The following is a 20,542-nucleotide window of genomic DNA, read 5'->3' on the forward strand; positions in this document are numbered from 1 at the left end:
GAATCCCGTCAGCGCACAACGATCTCGTCGCAGCCACCATAGCGTCCAGGCGGTTCGTGGACCTGAGACCCGAGACTGCCCAGGTTCCCAAAGCGGAGCGGCGAGAGGCCTCGCACTGAGACTGAACGACGACAGGTTCCGGGCGAGCCGCCGGGGTGAAGTGATGGAGTGCCGGGGCCTGAGCTTGTCCGCTCCCAAGCGTTCCTGCCCGCGCCCCCTCGAAGCAACATCGACTGGAGCGGCGACAGACGTTGGCGCCTGTTCAGACCGACCCGGCCGCCCTTTACGTCAGAACGATTTGCCGTCGACCTGTTGCGGCTCCAGGGCGAAGACGTCGACGCCGTCGACGCAGCGGACATTGATCGCCGCCATCTTCGCGCCGGTTGGGGCTTCGCCGCGGGCGAAGGATTCGATGCCGCAGTCGGCGCAGAACAGGTGCTGGATCTTGCCGGTGTTGAACCGGTATTCGGTCAGGGCGTCCTCGCCCGAGACGAGGCTGAACTGGTCGATCGGCGCGAAGGCCAGGACCGAGCCCAGCTTGCCGCAGCGCGAACAGTTGCAGGTGATGGTCTGCGACAGGTCGGCCTCGACCTCGAAGCGGACCTTGCCGCATTGGCAGCCGCCGGCGTGCTTGCTCATGTCGTCCTCCCTTTCGCCGGCTACGGCTCGCGGCCAGCGTCCTCGATCAGGCTCCGCGCCTATGCCGCACGATGAGCCCCTAGTTCGCATCGTAGATCTATCCGGCTCGCCCCGCCCAGCGCGCCGAAAAGCCCGCGCCAGTTCAGGGATGGACAGCGACGCTAGACATCTTCCAGCAGCGCCACGCCCGGCGCGGTCTTCAGCGCCCCGCGCAGCGAGGCGTCCAGGGTGTAGCGCCCCGGCAGCTTCAGTTCGATCTCGCGGCCGCCGCCGAGGGCCGCCACGAAGCTGATCTCGCCGCCCTTCTGGGCCGCGGCCGGCTCGATGCGGCGCTTGAGAGCTTCGATCTCGGTGGCCGAGGGCGACAGGTGCACGCGCAGGCCGGCGACCACGTTCTCGATGGCCTTCTCGATCGGCTCGGCGTCGTCGCCGAAGAACCGCACCTCGCCGTCGCGGGCCTTGGAGCGGACCTTGATGACCACCCCCTTGCCCGGCTCGAGCACGTCACGGCACTTGCGCAGGGATTCCGGCGGGAACAGCACCTCGTACTCGCCCGACGGATCCGACAGCGACACGAAGGCGAAGCGCTCGCCGCTCTGGGAGGCGCGCTCCTGGCGGCGGCGGACGATGCCGCACATCCGCAGGGCCTCGGCGCCGGCCTCGGCCTGGGCCAGGGCCTCGGTCAGCATGACGGTGCGCCGGCGGCGCAGCATGCCGATCATGTCCTCCAGCGGGTGGCCGGTCAGGTAGAACCCGACGGCCGACAGTTCCTCGTCGAGCAGATCGACCTGGGTCCAGGGCTCGACCTTCTTCAGGCGCGGGCGGCTGGCGGCGGCGTCGCCGCCGAACAGGGCGTGCTGGCCGCCCTGGCGGTCGGCGGCGATGCTCTGGCCGTGGGCGATCAGCACGTCGGCGTTGGCGAACACCTGGGCGCGGTTCTTGTGCAGCGAGTCGAAGGCGCCGGCCCGGGCCAGGTTTTCGATGGCCCGCTTGTTGACCTGCTTGGGATCGACCCGCTCGACGAAATCGAAGATGTCGCGGAACGGCCCGCCCTCTTCGCGCACCGCGACGAGATGCTTCATGGCTTCCAAGCCGACGTTGCGCACGGCGCCCAGGGCATAGAGCACCTCGCCGTTCTCGACCTCGAAGTCGGCGCCCGAGCGGTTGACGTCCGGCGCCCGCACGGTGATCGAGAAGCGGCGGGCGTCCTGGTGGAAGACCGCCAGCTTGTCGGTGTTGGAGATATCGAGGCTCATCGACGCGGCGAGGAACTCAACCGGCGTATTGGCCTTCAGCCAGGCCGTCTGATAGGCGATCAGGGCGTAGGCGGCGGCGTGGCTCTTGTTGAAGCCGTAGCCGGCGAACTTGGCCACCAGTTCGAAGATCGAGCCCGACTGGTCCTCGGGGACGCCCTTCTCCTTGGCGCCGGAGACGAAACGGATCTTCTGGAGATCCATCTCCTCCTTCTTCTTTTTACCCATGGCGCGACGCAGCAGGTCGGCCTCGCCCAGGCTGTAGCCGGCCAGGATCTGGGCGATCTGCATCACCTGCTCCTGGTAGACGATGACCCCGTAGGTCTCGCGCAGCACGCCTTCCAGCGACGGGTGCAGGGTGTCGACGGGCTTTCGGCCGAACTTGCAGTCGACGAAGGTGTCGATGTTGTCCATCGGGCCGGGGCGATAGAGCGAGATCAGCGCGGTGATCTCCTCGATCGAGCCGCAGCGCATCTTACGCAGGGTGTCGCGCATGCCCTGACTTTCGAGCTGGAACACGCCGACCGTCTGGCCTGAGGCGAGCAGCTCGTAGCTCTTGGTGTCGTCGAACGGCAGGCGGCCAAGATCGACCTCCATGCCGCGCTTGCGCAGGTGCTTCACCGCCCGGTCGAGCACGGTCAGGGTCTTCAGGCCCAGGAAGTCGAACTTCACCAGGCCGGCGCTCTCGACCCACTTCATGTTGAACTGGGTGGCCGGGAAGTCCGAGCGCGGATCCTTGTAGAGCGGGGTCAGCTGGGTCAACGGCCGGTCGCCGATGACCACGCCGGCGGCGTGGGTCGAGGCGTTGCGGAACAGCCCTTCCAGCTGCAGGGCCACGTCCAGGCAGTTGGAGACGTTGGCGTCCTCGTTCTTGGCCTGCTTGAGACGCGGCTCAATGTCGATGGCTTGGGCCAGGGTCACCGGCGCGGCCGGGTTGTTTGGCACCATCTTGCAGAGACGGTCGACCAGGCCCAACGGCAACTGCATCACCCGGCCGACGTCACGCAGCACGGCGCGGGCCTGCAACGAACCGAAGGTGATGATCTGGGCCACGCGGTCGCGGCCGTACTTGTCCTGGACGTAGGCGATGACCTCTTCGCGTCGCTCCTGGCAGAAGTCGACGTCGAAGTCGGGCATGGAAACCCGTTCGGGATTGAGGAAGCGCTCGAACAGCAGGCCAAAGCGCAGCGGATCCAGGTCGGTGATGGTCAGCACCCAGGCGACCAGCGAACCGGCGCCCGACCCCCGGCCCGGACCAACGGGAATGCCGTGGTCCTTGCCCCACTTGATGAAGTCGGAAACGATCAGGAAGTAGCCGGGGAAGCCCATCTTGACGATGATGCCCAGCTCGAAGTCGAGCCGTTCCCAGTAGACGTGCTCTTCCATGGCCAGGGTCAGGCCGTCGAGCCGCTTGCGCAGGCCTTCGCGGGCCTGGTGGGCCAGTTCCTCGGCTTCGTTGCGGCCGTCGCCGGTGGGGAAGCTGGGCAGGATCGGGTCGCGCTTCTTGACCATGAAGGCGCAGCGCCGGGCGATGTCGAGCGTGTTGTCGCAGGCCTCCGGCAGGTCGGCGAACAGCTTGCGCATCTCGTCGGCCGGCTTGAACCAGTGCTCGGGCGTCACGCGCCGCCGCTCGTCCTGGCCGACGAACGAGCCGTCGGCGATGCACAGCAGCGCATCATGCGCGTCGTAGAGCTCGGGTTTGGCGTAATAGCAGTCGTTGGTCGCGACCAGCGGCGCATCGTGATCATAGGCCCAGTCGACAAGGCCCGGCTCGGCCGCCGCCTGCTGCGGCAGGCCGTGGCGCTGGAGCTCGACATAGAAGCGGTCGCCGAACACCCGCTGCATCTCGGCCAGGGCCGCGTGCCCCTCGGCCGTCTTGCCGGCCGCCAGCAGCGAGTCAACCGGACCGTCGGTTCCGCCCGACAGCAGGATCAGCCCTTCGGCGTGCTCGATCACCTTGGCCCAAGGCACCACCGGCTCGGCCAGTTCGCCGCTTTCCAGATAGGCCAGGGACGACAGTTCCGAGAGGTTCAGATAGCCCTTCTCGTTCTGCACCAGCAGGGTGATCGTCGGCTCTCGCGCCCAGCGCTCGGACGGCTTGGCGCCGATGCCGTTAACAGGCAGAGCGCAGCCGATAAGCGGCTGCACGCCGTTGTCCTTGGCGTAGACGGAGAATTCCAAGGCGCCGAAAAGGTTGGCCCGGTCGGTGATCCCTACGGCGGGCATGCCGCCAGCGGCTGTCATGCCTGGGATCTTGTCGGCCTTGATGGCCCCTTCCAGCAGCGAATAGGCCGACCGGACGCGGAGGTGGACGAAACCCTGACCTTCCACACCCGACATGACCATGACCTCGCTGCTTCTCGACTCAGGCCACCAACTGGGCGACCGAACACATCATCCAGACGAAGCCGGCGACAGATACAAGCGCCAAAGACTCACGCGCGATCCGGACCATAACATCCCTCCACAGCTCGTTGGCCAGTTGCCTTTTTGTTCTCTATTCCCCTTTCGTTCTGATCGCAATAGTCCACAGGCAAATTGCGAGCTTTTTTGCCGCGTGGGGTTGATGGTCGCGCCACAACTTTCCGGCTCTGGCCTTGCCGGCTGGAACACGGCAGAAGCCGTTTCATGCGCCTGATCATCGACACCGACACCGCCGGAGACGACGTCTTCTCCCTGATGCTCGCCCTGCGCCGCCCCGGCGTGACCGTCGAGGCGATCACCATCAGCCACGGCAATGTCGGCTTCGAGCAGCACGCCGAGAACGCCCTGGTGACGCTGGAGGCCTGCGAGGCGGCCGGCGTTCCGGTCTATCTGGGGACCCAGAAACCGTTCAGCCGTGTTCCGCTGGACGCCGCCTATGTGTTCGGCGCCGACGGCATGAGCGACGCGGCGTTCCCGAAGACCGCCCAGCGCCCCTCCCCCGGCCACGCGGCCGACGAGATCGTGCGGCGGGTGATGGAAGCGCCCGGCGAGATCACCCTGCTGGCCCAGGCGCCGCTGACCAACATCGCGCTGGCCGTGCTGCGCGAGCCGGCCATCGCCCAGGCCGCCAAGGCCCTGTGGGTGATGGGCGGGACCGACAACGGCGTCGGCAACGTCACGCCCGCGGCCGAGTACAACTTCTATGCCGATCCCGAGGCGGCCAAGATCGTCGTCAACGCCGGCTTCGACCTGCACGTGGTGACCTGGACCGAGACCCTGCGCGACGGCCTGCTGACCACGGCGCAGCTCGCCGAGCTGGATGCGATCGGCACCCCGCGCGCGAAGTTCTTCACCAAGGTCAACGAGGCCTCGCTGGCCTTCGCCCGCGACACCGAGGGTCTGGACGGCAGCCTGCACCCCGACGCCCTGACCTGCGCGGCCATGCTGGACGAGGCCCTCGTCCTGGACGCCGAGCGCTGCGTCATCGACGTCGAGACCATGGGCGAGCTGACGCGCGGCTATCTCAGCGTCTCGCACTCGATCCTGCCGGACATCGAGATCGCCGACCCGGCCCTCAAGCGCCGCGAACCCAACGCCCGGGTGATCAAGAAGATCGACCAGGCGGGGTTCTTCAACGCGATGCGCGAGGCGCTGCTCTAGACCTTAAAAGGTCTGCGGCTCCAGGTGGCCGTCGCGCAGGGCGAAGACGCGGTCCATGTAGCGGGCCAACTCCATGTTGTGGGTGGCGATCAGGGCGGCGACGCCCTGGCCGCGCGCCAGGTCGTAGAGCGCCTGGAAGGTGGCCGCCGAGGTGCCGGGGTCGAGGTTGCCGGTCGGCTCGTCGGCCAGCAGCAGCTTGGGCGAATTGGCCAGGGCGCGGGCGATGGCCACGCGCTGCTGCTCGCCGCCCGACATCTGGCCGGGCTGGTGATCGACGCGGGCCGCGAGGCCCAGCTGGCTGAGAAGACCCACGGCATGCTCGCGGGCCTCGCCGCGACGGCGGCCGGCGATCATCAGCGGCAGTTCCACGTTCTCGGCGGCCGTGAACTCGGGCAGCAGGTGGTGGAACTGGTAGACGAAGCCGACGGTCGACAGCCGCACCTTGGTGCGCTGACGCTCGGAGAGCTTGGAGCAATCCTTGCCGTCGACGGCGATGACGCCGGCGTCGGGGCGCTCCAGCAGGCCGGCGGCGTGCAGCAGCGACGACTTGCCCGAGCCGGACGGGCCGATCAGCCCGACCACTTCGCCGGGATAGACGTCGAGATCGACGCCGCGCAGCACGGTCAGCTTGCCCGCCTCGGTGACATAGGTGCGCTCGACGCCGCGCAGGGCCAGGACCGGACTACTCATAGCGAAGGGCCTCAACGGGATCGAGGCGCGAGGCCCGCAGCGCCGGCGGCAGGGTCGCCAGCACGCTCATCAGGGTGGAGATCGAGACGACGCCAGCCACCTCGGCCCAGTCGATCTTGGCCGGGATGTGGGCCAGGAAATAGATGTCGGCGCTGAACACCGCCGTGCCGGTGACCCACTCGACGAAGTTCTGGATGGCGGTGATGTTGGCGCAGAACAGCGTGCCCAGCAGCAGGCCCGCCAGGGTGCCGGCAACGCCGATCGAGGCGCCGGCCATGATGAAGATGCGCAGGATCGAGGACTGGCTGGCCCCCATGGTGCGCAGGATGGCGATGTCGCGGCCCTTGTTCTTCACCAGCATGACGAGGCCGGAGATGATGTTCAGCGTGGCGATGGCGACGATGAAGAACAGGATCAGCCGCATGACCTTGCGCTCGACCTGCAGCGCGTTGAAGTAGCTGCTGTTCTTGTCCATCCAGTCGGTGATGAAGGCGCCCGGGCCGACGGCCTGCTCGATCGTGGCCTTGGCCGTCTTGGCGTTGTCGGGATCGGTGAGTTTGACCTCGACATAGTCGATGGCCGTGTCGCGCCCGAAGAACGGCTGGGCCTGGGCCAGCGGCATCATCACGTAGGACTCGTCGAACTGGCTCATGCCGACGCTGAAGATCCCGCCGACGACGTAGTCCTTCTCGCGGGTCGAGGTGCCGAAGGCGGTGGCCGGGCCGGCGGGCGAGATCAGGGTAATCGGGTCGCCGACCGAAAGACCCAGGTTGCGGGCCATGCGGTCGCCGATCAGCACCATGTCGCCGCCGTACTCGCCCTCGCCGAAGCCCTCGAGCGAGCCCTGCTTGATGTTGGCGGAGATCAGCTTCATGCCGCGCAGGTCGGCCGGGTTGACGCCGCGGACGATGGCGCCGGTCACCTGGTTGGGACCGATGACCATGGCCTGGGCCTCGACCAGGGGCGCGGCCTGGATCACGCCGGGCACGGCCTTGATGCGGGCGATGACGCCCTCGCGGTCGGGGCCGTTCACGAGCGGCCCCTGGGCGTAGATGTGGCCGTTGAAGCCGAGCAGCCGGCCGAGCAGTTCGGCGCGGAAGCCGTTCATGACGCTCATGACGGTGATGAGGGCGAAGACCGCCAGCATCACCGCGCTGAACGAGATCACCGAGATCAGAGCGACGCCGCCGTTCTTGCGCTTGGTGCGCAGGTAACGCCAGGCGACCGTCCGTTCCCAGGTTCCGAAAGGCCCCACGCCGATAGCCATCAGGCGGCCTTGCCGGTCAGGCGGGCCAGGACCGCGTCGAGCGGCTCGGACACGCGCTCGCCGGTCTTGCGGTTCTTCAGCTCGACCACGCCCTCGGCGACGCCCTTGGGGCCGACGATCAGCTGCCAGGGCAGGCCGATCAGGTCCATGGTGGCGAACTTGGCGCCGCCGCGCGCATCGGTGTCGTCGTAAAGCACGTCGACGCCGGCCGCCTGCAGGGCCTTGTAGGCGGCGTCGCAAGCCGCGTCGCAGGCGCCGTCGCCCTGGCGCATGTTGACGATGCCCACGTGATAGGGCGCGACGCTTTCCGGCCAGATGATGCCGCCGTCGTCGTGGCTGGCCTCGATGATCGCGCCCAGCAGGCGCGAAACGCCGACGCCGTAGCTGCCCATCTGGACCGGGACTTCCTTGCCGTCGGGACCCATGACCAGGGCCTTCATCGGCTCGGAGTACTTCGTGCCGAACGAGAAGATGTGGCCGACCTCGATGCCGCGGGCCGACAGGCGGTCGCCCTCTGGGATCGCGTCGAAGGCGGCTTCGTCGTGCATTTCCTCGGTAGCGGCGTAGAGGGCGGTGCGCTGGTCGACCAGCGGCTGCAGATCGCCGTACCACTCGACGTCCGGGCCGGGCGCGGCCATCTCGACCAGGTCCTTGTGGCAGAAGACGGCGCTTTCGCCGGTCTCGGCCAGGACGATGAACTCGTGGGAAAGATCGCCGCCGATCGGGCCGGTGTCGGCGCGCATCGGCACGGCCTTCAGACCCATCCGCGAGAACAGGTTCAGATAGGCCACGAACATGCGGTTGTAGGACTTGCGCGCGCCCTCGGCGTCGAGGTCGAAGCTGTAGGCGTCCTTCATCAGGAACTCGCGGCCGCGCATGACGCCGAAGCGCGGACGGCGCTCGTCGCGGAACTTCCACTGCACATGATAGAGGTTCTTGGGCAGGTCCTTGTAGGACCGCACCGAGCCACGGAAGATCTCGGTGACCATTTCCTCGTTGGTGGGCCCGTAAAGCAGCTCGCGCTCGTGACGGTCGGTGATGCGCAGCATCTCCGGGCCGTAGGCGTCGTAGCGGCCCGACTCGCGCCACAGGTCGGCCAGCTGCAGGGTGGGCATCAGCAGCTCGATGGCGCCCGCGCGATCCATCTCCTCACGGACGATCTGCTCGATCTTGTTGAGCACCCGCAGACCCAGCGGCAGCCAGGCGTAGATGCCGGCGGCCTCCTGGCGGATCATGCCCGCGCGCAGCATCAGCTGGTGGGACGCGATCTGGGCGTCGGAGGGAGCTTCTTTCAGAACGGGCAGGAAGTAGCGCGACAGGCGCATGGACGGAACGTCTCCGGGGGAATTCGAGGCGTTGAGATAGCCGGTCGCCGTTCAGCTTGGCAACGCGCGCGGCGAAAAGATGACGTTTTGAGTGTCGAGAGCGTCCAGGCGGCGAAACCGCGCTCACTTTCGCCTGACGCCCTCGAGCTAGACTAAACGAAAAGAAGGCCGCGCGGTTCACTCGCGCGGCCATCAAGTTCATCGTCGGGGAAGACGCCACAGAGCAAGGCCGAACCCGGCCTCGTCATGACAATCTAGGCCTCCGAACGACTGTTGGGGCATCCGATTGCCGCCAAGTGGGCAAGTCGGCCTGTTTCGCCCAACCGATGGGCGTTTGACGGGCAGAAGGCCAGCGCCCGCCCAAGGCTTGGGCGCCGGGCCGCGTTCTGCAAATTTTTCAGTAGGTGGACGGCAGGTCCGGCAGACTCACCAGCTGGAACTTCACCACCAGCCAGAACACCACGAACACCACGACCGAGATCCAGGTGGTGGTGAAGAACTTGCGCTTCAGGTTCGGGTTCACCGGCGCGCCGGGATCCGCGCCCGGCGGCGGCTCGATTCCCAGCTCGTGATAGCTGCGCGTGCCGATCGGCAGCACGGCGAACAGCACCGTCCACCAGATGGTGAGGAAGATCGCGACGCCGGTGATCGGACCCATCAGTGGTGCGCGTCCTTGGGGCTTTCCATCAATTCCACGAGCAGGCCGCCCATGTCCTTGGGGTGAACGAAGACGATCAGCGTTCCGTGGGCGCCGATCCGGGGCTCGCCTAGCACGGTCGCGCCCTTGGCGACCAGAGAATCGCGCGCCTCGTAGATGTTCTCGACCTCGAAGCAGATGTGGTGCTGGCCGCCCTTGGGGTTCTTGGCGAGAAAGCCGTGGATCGGCGAGTTCTCGCCATAGGGCTCGATCAGCTCGATCTGGCTGTTGGGCAGGTTGACGAAGCAGACCCAGACGCCCTGCTCGGGCATGGCCCACTTGTCGGTGACCGAGGTGGCGCCGAGCAGTTCGCGGTACATCTTCACCGACTCGTCGATGGACGGGGTGGCGACGCCGACGTGGTTGAGCCTGCCGATCATGGTGCGGGGTCCTGGCTGAAGCGGATCTAGCCGCCCACTAACCGCGCCTCCGCTCACGGCAGTCAAGCCGTGCGAGCGCCCTTCAGCCAGTGGAAGCGGACGGGCAGGATCGGGATCAGCAGGAAGCCCAGCACGAACCCGCCGAGATGGGCCTGCCAGGAGACCAGGATCATCCCCTGCTGCGAGGCAAGGCCATAGGCGCCGGCGGCGACCACGACGATCAGGTTCATCACCACGAAGGAGCCGACCGAGCGGCCGACCTGCGGCGAGAAGATCGGCGCCAGCTCCGCCCTCCCCGGCCCCGCCAGGCGCGCACCGGCGCCCCACAGGCCGCAGATCGCGCCCGAGGCGCCGACCAGCCAGCTTTCGGGACTGAGCACTATCGACAGCATGGCCCCGGCCACGCCGCAGACCAGGAACAGCGCTGCGAACAGCAGGCCGCCGACGGCGTCACGCCCGAAACGCTGGGCCAGGCCCGGCCCCAGGGCCACCAGGGCGGCCGAGTTCATGGCGATGTGGAACCAGCCGGCGTGCATGAAGATGTAGCTGATCGGCGTCCACCACAGCCCCTCGCGGAAGTTGCCGGGGTGGAAGGCGCCGAGGCTGAGCAGTTCGTTTTCGAAGCCCAGCGGCGCGCTGGCCAGCTGGACGGCGAAGACCGCCCAGATCAGGCCGAGCGTCACCAGCACCGGCCAGGCCTCGAACCAGAGGACGGCCGGTCCCGTGCCGAACAGGCCCTCGCGCCGGGGCGCGGGGGTCTCCTCGGTCAGGGTCGGATCCTCTGGCGTCGTCATGCGGCGATCAGAGGCGCAGGACGGTCGTCTCGACGACCGGCTTGCGTTCCCAGATGCGGAAGGCGGCCTTCTTCACCGCGCGCGAGATGGCGTTCTCGATGGTCTCGTCGATCTCGCGATCGTCGCCCGACAGGCGCTTGAAGGCCTCTTCGGCCTCTTCCGCCAGATCGTCCAGAGCCTCGTCGAGGGGGTATTCCTCGTCGCCGGCCAGACCCAGACCACGCACCTGCGGGCCCGAGACGACCTTGTTGCGGCCGTCGAGCACGATCGACACGGCCAGCACGCCGTTGAACGCCGCGTGGCGACGCTCGCGCAGGGCCTCGCCGTTCTCGGGCGTCACAACGCCGCCGTCGACGTAGAGACGGCCGGCCGGCACCTCGTCGATGATCTCCGGATGCCCGGGGGCCAGGCGGACCATGTCCCCGTTGCGCGGGCTGACGGCGTGCGGGATCTGCAGGTCCTTGGCGAAAGCGGCGTGCTCGAGCAGGTGGCGGCGTTCACCGTGGGTCGGCACGGCGATCTGCGGCCGGGCCCACTGGTACATCTGCTTCAGCTCGTCGCGGCACGGGTGGCCGGAGACGTGGATGCCGGGGGTGTCGCGCTCGGTGTGCAGGCGCACGCCGCGGTCGGCCAGCTTGTTCTGCAGGTTGCGGATCGGGATCTCGTTGCCCGGGATCACGCGCGAGCTGAACACCACGTGGTCGCCCGAGGAAAGCTTCACGTGCGGGTGGTTGCCCTCGGCGATACGGGCCAGGGCCGCCCTCGCCTCGCCCTGGCTGCCGGTGCAGAGATAGAGGATCTCGTTTTCCGGCATGTGCTTGGCCTGGTCGTCATTGACGAACGGCTCCAGGCCGTCGAGCAGCCCGACCGAGCGGGCCGCGGCGGCCATGCGGTGCATCGAGCGACCGGCCAGGCAGACCTTACGGCCGGCGGCCTGGGCGGCGCGGATCACGGTGTCCATGCGCGCCACGTTCGAGGCGAAGCAAGCCACGGCGATCTTGCCGGTCAGGCTGGCGATCAGCTTGTTCATCTCGACGCGGACGTCGGCTTCCGAGCCGGCGGTGCCTTCGACGAAGACGTTGGTGCTGTCGCAGACCATGGCCAGCACGCCCTCGTCGCCGAGACGGCGCAGGGCGTCGACGTCGGTGGCGGCGCCGAGCTGGGGATCCGGATCGATCTTCCAGTCGCCGGTGTGCAGGATGGTGCCCAGCGGGGTCTTGATCGCCAGGCCGTTGGGTTCGGGGATCGAGTGGGTCAGCGTCACCATTTCCAGGTGGAACGGCCCCAGGTCGAAGTTGCCGCTCAGCGGCACTTCGTGGATCTCGACCTCGTCCAGCAGGTTGGCGTCGCGCAGCTTCTCGCGCAGCAGGAAGGCGGTGAACGGCGTGGCGTAGACCGGAGCCTTCAGCTGCGGCCACAGCCAGGCGACGGCGCCCAGGTGATCCTCGTGGGCGTGGGTCAGCACGATGCCCAGAATGTCCTTGGCGTAGGGGACGATATATTCCGGATCGGGCAGGATGATCTCGACGCCCGGCGTGGTCTGGTCGCCGAAGGTCACGCCCAGGTCGACGACGATCCACTTGCGATCGTGCGCGGGCCCAAAGCCGTACAGGTTGAAGTTCATGCCGATCTCGTTCGACCCGCCCAGGGGCAGGAAGACGAGCTCGTCGTCAGGGTGCTTTTTCATTCGTTCTCTAGGTGGGTATTGCGGCGATGAATTTCGAGGAGACCACGGATGGTCAGATCAGGGTCGAAGTGGTCGATGCTGTCGGTGGCGCCCTCGAACAGCGAGGCGACGCCGCCGGTGGCGACCACGGTCAGGGGCTCGCCGCGCTCGGCCTTGATGCGCGCGACCAGCCCTTCGATGAGTGAGATATAGCCCCAGAACACGCCCGATTGCATGGCGCTCACGGTGTCGGTGCCCACGACGCGATTACGGGCGGGACGCTGGATGGCGATGCGGGGCAGCTTGGCGGCCGCTTCGTGCAGCGCCTGCATGGAAAGATTGATGCCCGGGGCGATGATGCCGCCCTCGAAGGCGCCGTCGGCGCCCACCACGTCGAAGGTGGTGGCCGTGCCGCTGTCGATGACGATCAGCGGGCCCTTGTAGGCCATGCTGGCGCCCACGGCGTTGACCAGGCGGTCGGCGCCGGCCTCGCTGGGCTTGTCGATGCGGACGTCGACGCCGAGCTTGGCGTTCTCGCCGATCACCAGCGGCTCGACGTTCAGATAGCGGCGCGACAGGTTACGCAGGTTGAACAGCGACTGGGGCACGACGCTGGAGATGATGCAGGCGTCGAGCGCCCGGAAGCCCAGGCCCTGCATCGACATCAGCTGCGACAGCCAGACCACGTATTCGTCGGCGGTGCGGGTGCTCTCGGTCGCCGCGCGCCACTGGGCGATCCACGACTGGCCGTCGTGAATGGCGAACATGGTGTTGGTGTTGCCCTGTTCGATGGCCAGCAGCATCAGGGGTTTCCTCCGAAGAAGACGTCGCCGGCGGTGATCCGGCGCAGTTGGCCGTCGGCTAGGCGCAGGCGCAAGGCGCCGTCGGCGTCGAGGCCCTCGGCGATCCCTTCGATCGTCTCGGTCGAGAGCCGCGCGGTGCAGGGCTCGCCCAGGCCGTGGGCCTTGGCGGTCCAGGCGTCGGCGATGGCGGGGAAGCCAAGGCGCGTCCAGACATCGAGCCAGCGGGCGAAGGCCGGGGCCAGGATCTCGATCGCCTCCACGGGCGACGGCGGCGGCTCGGCCCGCCAGGTCGGCAGGGCCGTGGCCGGACGCTCGCTGTCGATGGGCTTGCGGGCGAGATTGACGCCGATCCCGACGGCCAGCCACAGGCCGCCGGCGGGGCTCTTGCCGGACTCGACGAGGATGCCGCTGATCTTCAGGCCGCCGACCATCGGGTCGTTAGGCCATTTCAGGCTGACCAGCCGCTCGGCGACATAGGCGCTCAGCAGGTCGGCGACGGCCAGGGCCGCCACGAACGAGATCTGCGCGGCCTCGGCGGGCGGCTTGTCGGTGGTGAGCAGGAGGGTGGCGGCCAGGTTGCCGTCGCCGGTTTCCCAGGCGCGGCCCCGGCGACCGCGGCCCGCGGTCTGCCGCAGGCCGACGATCCAGACCGGGCCCGCCTGCCCCGCTTCCGCGCGGCGGCGAGCCTCGGCGTTGGTCGAGTCGATCTCGTCGAGAACGACGACGGGCGGCCCCTCGGCGGACGCGCCCGTCACGTCACGCGTGGCCAAAGGCCGCCGCGGCCGCCTTGGCGGCCGGATCGAGCCAGACCAGGGCGATCAGCACGATCGGGAACGAGAACAGGGCCGCGGCGAAGCCGATCGCGCGAGCGGTCGGTTGCGGCTTGTCCACCGCGCTGGTCGGCGCGTCGAACCACATCGTCTTGATCAGACGCAGGTAGTAGAAGGCGGCCACGACGCTGCCGACCAGGCCGATGACGGCGGCCCATTGCAGCGGCACGTCGCCCGAGCCCATGGCGGCCTTGAAGACGTAGAACTTGGCCCAGAAGCCCGAGAACGGCGGCAGGCCCAGGGCCGACAGCGAGAACGCGGTCATGGCCAGGGCGACGCCCGGACGTTCCTTCACCAGGCCGGCCATGTCCTCGATGGTCTCCATCGGCTTGCCGTCACGGGTCAGCGCCTGCAGGCAGGCGAAGAAGCCGGTGACGTCCACCATGTAGAGCACCATGAACACCAGCATCGAATGCAGGCCCACCTCGCCGCCGGTGGCGACGCCCAGCAGGGCGTAACCGACGTTGGCGATCGAGGAATAGGCCCACAGGCGCTTGAGGTTGCTCTGGGCCAGACCGGCGAAGGCGCCGACGAACACCGACAGCAGGGCCGCGATGATCAGCACCTGGCGCCATTGGGCCACGGCGTCCGGGAAGGCGTCGCCCAGCACGCGGGCGAACATCATCATGGCGGCCAGCTTCGGCGCGGCGGCGAAGAAGCCGACGACCGGGGTCGGGGCGCCTTCGTAGACGTCCGGGGTCCACATGTGGAACGGCGCGGCCGAGACCTTGAACGCCAGGCCGCAGATCACGAAGATCAGGCCGAACAGCAGGCCCACGCCATGGGCGCCGTGCGAGGCCGCAGCGATGTCGACGAAGCGGGTCGAGCCCGAGAAGCCGTAGATCAGCGAGGCGCCGTACAGCAGGATGCCCGACGACAGGGCGCCCAGCACGAAGTACTTGAGGCCCGCTTCCGAGGCCTTGGCGTCGTCGCGGCGGAAGGCCGCCAGGACGTACAGGGCCAGCGATTGCAGCTCGACGCCGATATAGAGGCTGATGAGGTCGCCGGCCGAAGCCGTGATCCCCATGCCCAGCGCGGCCAGGATCACCAGCACCGGGAACTCGAACTTCTGGTCGCCGCGGGCGGCCAGCCAGCGGTCGCCCAGCACGATGGCCAGGGCGCTGAACAGGAAGATCGCGACCTTGGCGTAGGTGGCGGCGGCGTCGGCCGAGTAGACGCCGTTGAAGGCGTCGCCGCGCGGTCCGTGGATCGCGAAGGCGGCGGCGACCACCAGGGCCAGCACCGAGGCGCCCGTGAAGACCGGCGTGGTCTTCTTGGAGAAGGCGCCCCAGACCAGCAGCAGCAGGGCCGAAATCGCCAGGACGACTTCAGGCAGGACGAGGGAGAAGTTGGCGGAGAACGTCATGGGATCCCTCACCCGCCCACGGCGGCGCGCCAGGCGCCGACGAGCCCGTCGACGGACGACGCGGTCAGGTTGAACACAAGATTAGGATAGATGCCGAGGACCAGGGTCATGATGATCAGCGGCGCGAAGAGCAGGATTTCCCGCGCGTCGAGGTCCTTGATCGTCTTCAGTTCGGGGTTGGTGATCTCCCCGTACATGACCCGGCGGTACAGCGTCAGGGCGTACATGGCCGACAGGATCACGCCGGTGGCCGAGACGATCGCCGTCCAGGTCGAGGCCTTGTAGACGCCCGTCATGGTCAGGATTTCGCCGACGAAGCCCGAGGTGCCCGGCAGGCCGACGTTACCCATCGTGAACAGCAGGAACACGAAGGCGTAGTGCGGCATGCGGTTGGTGAGGCCGCCGTAGAAGGCGATCTCGCGGGTGTGCATGCGGTCGTAGACCACGCCGACGCAGAGGAAGAGCGCGCCGGAGATCACCCCGTGGCTGATCATCTGGAACAGGGCGCCCTGCTCGCCGGCGGCGTTGCCCGAGAAGATGCCCATGGTCACGAAGCCCATGTGGGCGACCGACGAATAGGCGATCAGCTTCTTGATGTCGGTCTGACGGAAGGCGACCAGCGAGGTGTAGACGATGGCGATGCCCGACAGGGCGAAGACCAGCGGCTGGAACATCTCCGAGGCGTTCGGGAACATCGGGATGCTGAAGCGCATGAAGCCGTAGCCGCCCATCTTCAGCAGGATGCCGGCCAGGATGACCGAACCCGCCGTCGGGGCTTCCACGTGGGCGTCAGGCAGCCAGGTGTGCACCGGCCACATCGGCATCTTCACCGCGAACGAGGCGAAGAAGGCCAGCCACAGCCAGGTCTGGAGCCACGGCGCGAACTTGTAGGTCATGAGCTCGGGGATCGACGAGGTGCCGGCGATCGAGATCATGGCCAGAATGGCCGCCAGCATCAGCACCGAGCCGAGCAGCGTGTAGAGGAAGAACTTGTAGGCCGCGTAGATCCGGCGCTTGCCGCCCCAGATGCCGATGATCAGGAACATCGGCACCAGGCCCCCTTCGAAGAAGAGGTAGAACAGCACCAGGTCCAGCGCGCAGAACACGCCGATCACCAGGGTCTCGAGGACCAGGAAGGCGATCAGGTATTCGACGACGCGCTTTTCCACCGACTTCCAGCTGGCCACGATGCAGATCGGCAGCAGGAAGGCGGTCAGCAGGACGAGCAGCACCGAGATGCCGTCGATGCCCATGCGGTAATGCAGGCCGCCGAACCAGGCGATGTCTTCCACGAACTGGAAGCCCGGGTTCTTGGCGTCGAACTGGAGCGTCAGCACCAGCGACAGGGCGAAGGCGACCACGGTGGTCGCGAGCGCGATCCACTTGGCCAGGGTGTCGGTCTTGGCGCCGGGACCCTGGATGGCGCGAGCCACCAGGATAACGGCCACGCCGACGAGCGGAGCAAAGGTCGTAAGGCTGAGCAGGCCGGTCATCGATCCGTCCTCAACGGAATGCGTAAAGGGCGAACGTCAGCAGGCCGGCGACGCCGAGCAGCATGACGAAAGCGTAGTGGTAGACGTAGCCGGTCTGGGCTTTGCCCGTCTTGCGGCCGACGGCGTAGGAGACGGCGCTGACGCCGTCCGGGCCCAGGCGATCGATGATCTTCTGGTCCCCGCCCTTCCAGAACAGGTCGCCGAGGAACTTGGCGGCCCGCACGAAGGTGGCATCATAGAGCTCGTCGAAGAACCACTTGTTGTAGAAGAACACGTACAGCGGGCCATTACGCTCGGCGAGCTTGAGGCCAAGGCGCTCGTTGCCCTTGATCAGGTAGACGTAGACCGCGATCAGCAGGCCGATGATCGAGGCGATCAGCGGGCTCCACTTCACCCACTCGGCCACTTCGTGGGCCTCGTGCAGCACGTGGTTGGTCGGAGCGTTGAAGATCGCGCCGCGCCAGAACTCTTCCTGGTGGTGACCCACGAAGTAGCCGGTGAAGACGAAGCCGGCGGCGACCGCGCCGATCGACAGCACGACCAGCGGCAGCAGCATCACCCAGGGGCTCTCGTGCGGCTTGTGATCATGGCCGTGGCCGTGATCGTCATGACCGTGATCGTCGTGCGCGCCATGGGCATGGTCGTCATGACCATGGGCGGCGTGAGCGTGATCGTCGTGGCCATGAGCGTGCGCATCATGGGCGTGGTCGTCGTGACCCCAACGAGCCTTGCCGTTGAAGGTGAAGAAGGCCAGGCGCCAGGAGTAGAACGAGGTCAAGCCGGCCACCAGGACGCCGATCACCCAGGCGAACAGCGCGATCTGGTTGTGCGAGCCCGCGGCGAACGCCGCTTCGATGATGGTGTCCTTCGAGTAGAAACCGGCGAAGCCCAGGTGCAGCGGCGGGAAGCCGAGGCCCGTGATGGCGATCGTGCCGATCGTCATGGCGATAAAGGTCACCGGCAGCAGCTTGGCCAGGGCGCCATAGCGACGCATGTCCTGCTCGTGGTGCATGCCGTGGATCACCGAACCGGCGCCCAGGAACAGCAGCGCCTTGAAGAAGGCGTGCGTGAACAGGTGGAACATGGCCGCCTGATAGGCGCCGACGCCGGCCGCGAAGAACATGTAGCCCAGCTGCGAACAGGTCGAGTAGGCGATCACGCGCTTGATGTCGTTCTGGGTCAGGCCGACCGTGGCGGCGAACAGGGCCGTGATGGCGCCGATCACCGTGACGATGTTCTTGGCCACCGGGGCGTATTCGAACATCGGCGACAGCAGGCACAGCATGTAGACGCCGGCGGTCACCATGGTGGCCGCGTGGATCAGGGCCGACACGGGGGTCGGGCCTTCCATGGCGTCAGGAAGCCAGGTGTGCAGGAAGAACTGGGCCGACTTGCCCATCGCGCCGATGAACAGCAGGAAGCAGGCGATGTCGACCAGCGGCCAGCTGTGGCCCGCGAACTCCCAGGTGCGCGAGGCGCCGGCGGCGATCATCGGGAACAGTTCGTGGAACTGGATGGTGCCGAAGGCCCAGTAGGTGGTCATGATGCCGAGGGCGAAGCCGAAGTCGCCGACCCGGTTGACCACGAAGGCCTTGATGGCCGCGGCGCTGGCCGAGGGCTTCTTGAACCAGAAGCCGATCAGCAGGTACGAGGCCAGACCCACGCCTTCCCAGCCGAAGAACAGTTGCATGAAGTCGGCGGCGGTGACCAGCGACAGCATGGCGAAGGTGAAGAGCGACAGGTACGCGAAGAAGCGCGGCTTGCTGTCGTCCTCGGCCATGTAGCCCCAGGAATAGACGTGCACGAGCGCCGAGACGGTCGTGACCACGATCAGCATGGTCGCCGACAGGGCGTCGATGCGGATCGACCAGTTGGCGACAAAGTCGCCGATATGGATGAACGGCAGCAGGGTGACCGTGAAGGCCTCCATGTGCCCCCAGGTCCACTTGCTGAACGTGAACCACGACAGGGCGCAGGCCAGGATCAGCAGGCCGGTGGTGACCGACTGCGAGGCGACGTTGCCGATCCGCCGGCCGAACAGGCCAGCGATGATCGCGCCCACCAGCGGGGCGAAGACGAGAATGGTGACGAGCGATTGCACTGGGTCAGCCCTTCATCATGCTGGCGTCGTCGACCGCGATGTCGCCGCGGTTACGGAAGAAGGTCACCAGGATGGCGAGGCCGACGGCCGCCTCGGCGGCGGCCACGGTCAGCACGAACATCGCGAAGATCTGGCCCACCACGTCATGCAGGTAGGCCGAGAACGCCACCAGGTTGATGTTCACCGCGAGCAGGATGAGCTCGATCGACATCAGGATGACGATGATGTTCTTGCGGTTCACGAAGATACCGAAGACGCCGATCGTCAGAAGGATGGCGGCGACGATGAGGTAATGCGGAAGGCCGATCATTCGCTGATCCCCTCGCCCGGCTTGATCTGCACGAGTTCCATTCCGGTCTTGGGCGTACGGGCGATCTGCTTGCCAATGTCCTGGCGCTTGACGCCCGGCTTGTGGCGCAGGGTCAGGACGATGGCGCCGATCATGGCGACCAGCAGCACCAGGCCCGCCGCCTGGAAGAAGAAGACATAGTCGGTGTAGAGCACCCGACCGAGCGCCTCGGTGTTGCTGAAGCCGCCCGGCGAGGCGTTGGGCAGCGCGTTGGCGCTGGCCTTGCCGTTGGTGGCGACGCTGACGGCGACCATGATCATCTCGATGGTCAGCACGCCGGCGACGAGGCCGCCGATGGGCAGGTATTGCGCGAAGCCGTCCCGCAGCGCTTCGAAGTCGATGTCGAGCATCATGACCACGAAGAGGAACAGCACCGCGACCGCGCCCACATAGACGACGATCAGCAGCATCGCCAGGAACTCAGCGCCCAGAAGGACGAAGAGGCCGGCGGCCGAGAAGAAGGCGGTGATCAGGAAGAGCACCGAGTGCACGGGGTTCTTGGCCGACACGACGAGAAGACCCGCCGCTATCGTCACGAACGCCAGCAAATAGAAAGCTATCGCCTGCAAGGCCATTGGCCAGGGTGCTCCCCTGAAAGTTCAAATAACGACGGCGCGCGAAATACACGCCGCCAACCTCGGATTCGCGCCGGACCGTTTAGCGGTACGGAGCGTCCAACTCCAGATTCTTCGCGATCAGCCGTTCCCAACGGTCACCGTTGTCGAGCAGCTTTTCCTTGTCGTAGTAGAGCTCTTCACGCGTCTCGACCGCGAACTCGATGTTCGGGCCTTCGACGATGGCGTCCACCGGGCAGGCCTCTTGGCAGAGACCGCAGTAGATGCACTTCACCATGTCGATGTCGTAGCGGGTCGTACGGCGGCTGCCGTCCTCGCGCGGTTCGGCCTCGATGGTGATCGCCTGGGCGGGGCAGATGGCCTCGCACAGCTTGCAGGCGATGCAGCGCTCTTCCCCGTTGGGATAGCGACGCAGGGCGTGCTCGCCACGGAAACGAGGCGACTGCGGGCCGCGCTCGTTCGGGTAGATCACGGTCTTCTTCGGCGCGACCAGATACTTCATGGCCAGGCCGAAGGCGCCCGCGAAATCGAGCAGGGCCACCCCTTTGACCGCTTGCGTGATGCGCTGGAACACCAGAGCTCTCCTAACACTTTTCCTTAGGGAAAGGACGGACGTCCCTACCCCGCTCTTCCTGCTGACGCCGCACCTGCTGGCGCAGCACGCAGTCCTTTGTCTCTTCCTCGGCCTTCCGGCGGGCCTCGATCTGCTCCTCGAGCGATCGCTCCCGC

The 20,542-nt window shown here is 67.0% G+C and carries 19 protein-coding genes; 1 reads left to right on the plus strand and 18 read right to left on the minus strand.

Annotation, left to right across the window (positions count from 1 at the left end; genetic code table 11):
* Positions 1 to 288 precede the first annotated feature (288 nt).
* The 3 genes from AC2YHT_RS06485 to sidA form a co-directional block, all read right to left on the minus strand.
* Positions 289 to 639 (minus strand): GFA family protein, encoded by a 351-nt coding sequence (locus AC2YHT_RS06485; protein WP_487288765.1) that lies wholly within the window; start codon positions 637 to 639, stop codon positions 289 to 291.
* Positions 640 to 800: 161 nt separating this feature from the next.
* On the minus strand, positions 801 to 4,232 hold the full coding sequence (gene dnaE / locus AC2YHT_RS06490; protein WP_487288840.1) for a DNA polymerase III subunit alpha: 3,432 nt from the start codon (positions 4,230 to 4,232) through the stop codon (positions 801 to 803).
* Positions 4,233 to 4,257: 25 nt separating this feature from the next.
* Complete coding sequence (sidA, locus tag AC2YHT_RS06495; RefSeq protein ID WP_058346375.1) at positions 4,258 to 4,347, minus strand: cell division inhibitor SidA; 90 nt, start codon at positions 4,345 to 4,347, stop codon at positions 4,258 to 4,260.
* A gap of 173 nt (positions 4,348 to 4,520) precedes the next feature.
* Between sidA and AC2YHT_RS06500 the strand changes: the two genes are divergently transcribed.
* Complete coding sequence (locus AC2YHT_RS06500) at positions 4,521 to 5,477, plus strand: nucleoside hydrolase (RefSeq protein ID WP_487288766.1); 957 nt, start codon at positions 4,521 to 4,523, stop codon at positions 5,475 to 5,477.
* A gap of 3 nt (positions 5,478 to 5,480) precedes the next feature.
* Here the strand turns inward: AC2YHT_RS06500 and AC2YHT_RS06505 are convergent, their stop codons facing one another.
* From AC2YHT_RS06505 to nuoI, 15 genes are all read right to left on the minus strand, one after another.
* Entirely contained in the window at positions 5,481 to 6,167 is a 687-nt protein-coding gene (locus tag AC2YHT_RS06505) for an ABC transporter ATP-binding protein (RefSeq protein ID WP_110117780.1), read from the minus strand.
* Positions 6,160 to 7,434, minus strand: coding sequence for a lipoprotein-releasing ABC transporter permease subunit (locus AC2YHT_RS06510; protein ID WP_487288768.1), 1,275 nt, complete (start codon positions 7,432 to 7,434; stop codon positions 6,160 to 6,162). Before AC2YHT_RS06510 ends, AC2YHT_RS06505 begins: the two co-directional genes overlap by 8 nt.
* Positions 7,434 to 8,759 carry a proline--tRNA ligase gene (proS, locus tag AC2YHT_RS06515; RefSeq protein WP_487288769.1) on the minus strand — a complete coding sequence of 442 codons (1,326 nt, stop codon included), beginning with the start codon at positions 8,757 to 8,759 and terminating at the stop codon, positions 7,434 to 7,436. Before proS ends, AC2YHT_RS06510 begins: the two co-directional genes overlap by 1 nt.
* 397 nt (positions 8,760 to 9,156) lie before the next feature.
* The gene (locus tag AC2YHT_RS06520; RefSeq protein ID WP_110117777.1) at positions 9,157 to 9,417 is read right to left on the minus strand and encodes a DUF1467 family protein; all 261 of its coding nucleotides are present in this window, start codon (positions 9,415 to 9,417) and stop codon (positions 9,157 to 9,159) included.
* On the minus strand, positions 9,417 to 9,836 hold the full coding sequence (mce, locus tag AC2YHT_RS06525) for a methylmalonyl-CoA epimerase (protein ID WP_110117776.1): 420 nt from the start codon (positions 9,834 to 9,836) through the stop codon (positions 9,417 to 9,419). Before mce ends, AC2YHT_RS06520 begins: the two co-directional genes overlap by 1 nt.
* A gap of 62 nt (positions 9,837 to 9,898) precedes the next feature.
* Positions 9,899 to 10,630: a rhomboid family intramembrane serine protease gene (locus AC2YHT_RS06530; RefSeq protein ID WP_487288771.1), complete on the minus strand. Its 732-nt coding sequence runs from the start codon at positions 10,628 to 10,630 to the stop codon at positions 9,899 to 9,901.
* Between the two features lie 7 nt (positions 10,631 to 10,637).
* A complete protein-coding gene (locus AC2YHT_RS06535) occupies positions 10,638 to 12,317 on the minus strand; it encodes a ribonuclease J (protein ID WP_487288772.1) in 1,680 nt (559 codons plus the stop codon).
* Positions 12,314 to 13,102, minus strand: coding sequence for a type III pantothenate kinase (locus AC2YHT_RS06540; RefSeq protein WP_487288841.1), 789 nt, complete (start codon positions 13,100 to 13,102; stop codon positions 12,314 to 12,316). The genes AC2YHT_RS06535 and AC2YHT_RS06540 overlap by 4 nt, the downstream gene beginning before the upstream one ends.
* Positions 13,099 to 13,854, minus strand: coding sequence for a biotin--[acetyl-CoA-carboxylase] ligase (locus AC2YHT_RS06545; RefSeq protein WP_487288842.1), 756 nt, complete (start codon positions 13,852 to 13,854; stop codon positions 13,099 to 13,101). Before AC2YHT_RS06545 ends, AC2YHT_RS06540 begins: the two co-directional genes overlap by 4 nt.
* Before the next feature lies 1 nt (position 13,855).
* Positions 13,856 to 15,295, minus strand: a complete 1,440-nt coding sequence (nuoN, locus tag AC2YHT_RS06550) for an NADH-quinone oxidoreductase subunit NuoN (RefSeq protein WP_487288773.1) — start codon at positions 15,293 to 15,295, stop codon at positions 13,856 to 13,858.
* Positions 15,296 to 15,303: 8 nt separating this feature from the next.
* A complete protein-coding gene (locus AC2YHT_RS06555) occupies positions 15,304 to 16,788 on the minus strand; it encodes an NADH-quinone oxidoreductase subunit M (protein WP_110117772.1) in 1,485 nt (494 codons plus the stop codon).
* 10 nt (positions 16,789 to 16,798) lie between these two features.
* Positions 16,799 to 18,889, minus strand: coding sequence for an NADH-quinone oxidoreductase subunit L (gene nuoL / locus AC2YHT_RS06560; RefSeq protein ID WP_487288774.1), 2,091 nt, complete (start codon positions 18,887 to 18,889; stop codon positions 16,799 to 16,801).
* A gap of 4 nt (positions 18,890 to 18,893) precedes the next feature.
* A complete protein-coding gene (gene nuoK / locus AC2YHT_RS06565; RefSeq protein ID WP_110117770.1) occupies positions 18,894 to 19,199 on the minus strand; it encodes an NADH-quinone oxidoreductase subunit NuoK in 306 nt (101 codons plus the stop codon).
* On the minus strand, positions 19,196 to 19,813 hold the full coding sequence (locus AC2YHT_RS06570) for an NADH-quinone oxidoreductase subunit J (protein ID WP_110117769.1): 618 nt from the start codon (positions 19,811 to 19,813) through the stop codon (positions 19,196 to 19,198). Before AC2YHT_RS06570 ends, nuoK begins: the two co-directional genes overlap by 4 nt.
* Positions 19,814 to 19,895: 82 nt before the next feature.
* Positions 19,896 to 20,387, minus strand: coding sequence for an NADH-quinone oxidoreductase subunit NuoI (nuoI, locus tag AC2YHT_RS06575; protein ID WP_487288775.1), 492 nt, complete (start codon positions 20,385 to 20,387; stop codon positions 19,896 to 19,898).
* Positions 20,388 to 20,542: the final 155 nt, after the last annotated feature.

This window comes from Caulobacter sp. SRI_008 (genome assembly GCF_057586355.1).

Coding starts and splice junctions, on each gene's coding strand:
- AC2YHT_RS06485 (WP_487288765.1), bottom strand. CDS start 639: ATGAGCAAGCACGCCGGCGGCTGCCAATGCGGCAAGGTCCGCTTCGAG.
- dnaE (WP_487288840.1), bottom strand. CDS start 4,232: ATGTCGGGTGTGGAAGGTCAGGGTTTCGTCCACCTCCGCGTCCGGTCG.
- sidA (WP_058346375.1), bottom strand. CDS start 4,347: ATGGTCCGGATCGCGCGTGAGTCTTTGGCGCTTGTATCTGTCGCCGGC.
- AC2YHT_RS06500 (WP_487288766.1), top strand. CDS start 4,521: ATGCGCCTGATCATCGACACCGACACCGCCGGAGACGACGTCTTCTCC.
- AC2YHT_RS06505 (WP_110117780.1), bottom strand. CDS start 6,167: ATGAGTAGTCCGGTCCTGGCCCTGCGCGGCGTCGAGCGCACCTATGTC.
- AC2YHT_RS06510 (WP_487288768.1), bottom strand. CDS start 7,434: ATGGCTATCGGCGTGGGGCCTTTCGGAACCTGGGAACGGACGGTCGCC.
- proS (WP_487288769.1), bottom strand. CDS start 8,759: ATGCGCCTGTCGCGCTACTTCCTGCCCGTTCTGAAAGAAGCTCCCTCC.
- AC2YHT_RS06520 (WP_110117777.1), bottom strand. CDS start 9,417: ATGGGTCCGATCACCGGCGTCGCGATCTTCCTCACCATCTGGTGGACG.
- mce (WP_110117776.1), bottom strand. CDS start 9,836: ATGATCGGCAGGCTCAACCACGTCGGCGTCGCCACCCCGTCCATCGAC.
- AC2YHT_RS06530 (WP_487288771.1), bottom strand. CDS start 10,630: ATGACGACGCCAGAGGATCCGACCCTGACCGAGGAGACCCCCGCGCCC.
- AC2YHT_RS06535 (WP_487288772.1), bottom strand. CDS start 12,317: ATGAAAAAGCACCCTGACGACGAGCTCGTCTTCCTGCCCCTGGGCGGG.
- nuoN (WP_487288773.1), bottom strand. CDS start 15,295: ATGACGTTCTCCGCCAACTTCTCCCTCGTCCTGCCTGAAGTCGTCCTG.
- AC2YHT_RS06555 (WP_110117772.1), bottom strand. CDS start 16,788: ATGACCGGCCTGCTCAGCCTTACGACCTTTGCTCCGCTCGTCGGCGTG.
- nuoK (WP_110117770.1), bottom strand. CDS start 19,199: ATGATCGGCCTTCCGCATTACCTCATCGTCGCCGCCATCCTTCTGACG.
- AC2YHT_RS06570 (WP_110117769.1), bottom strand. CDS start 19,813: ATGGCCTTGCAGGCGATAGCTTTCTATTTGCTGGCGTTCGTGACGATA.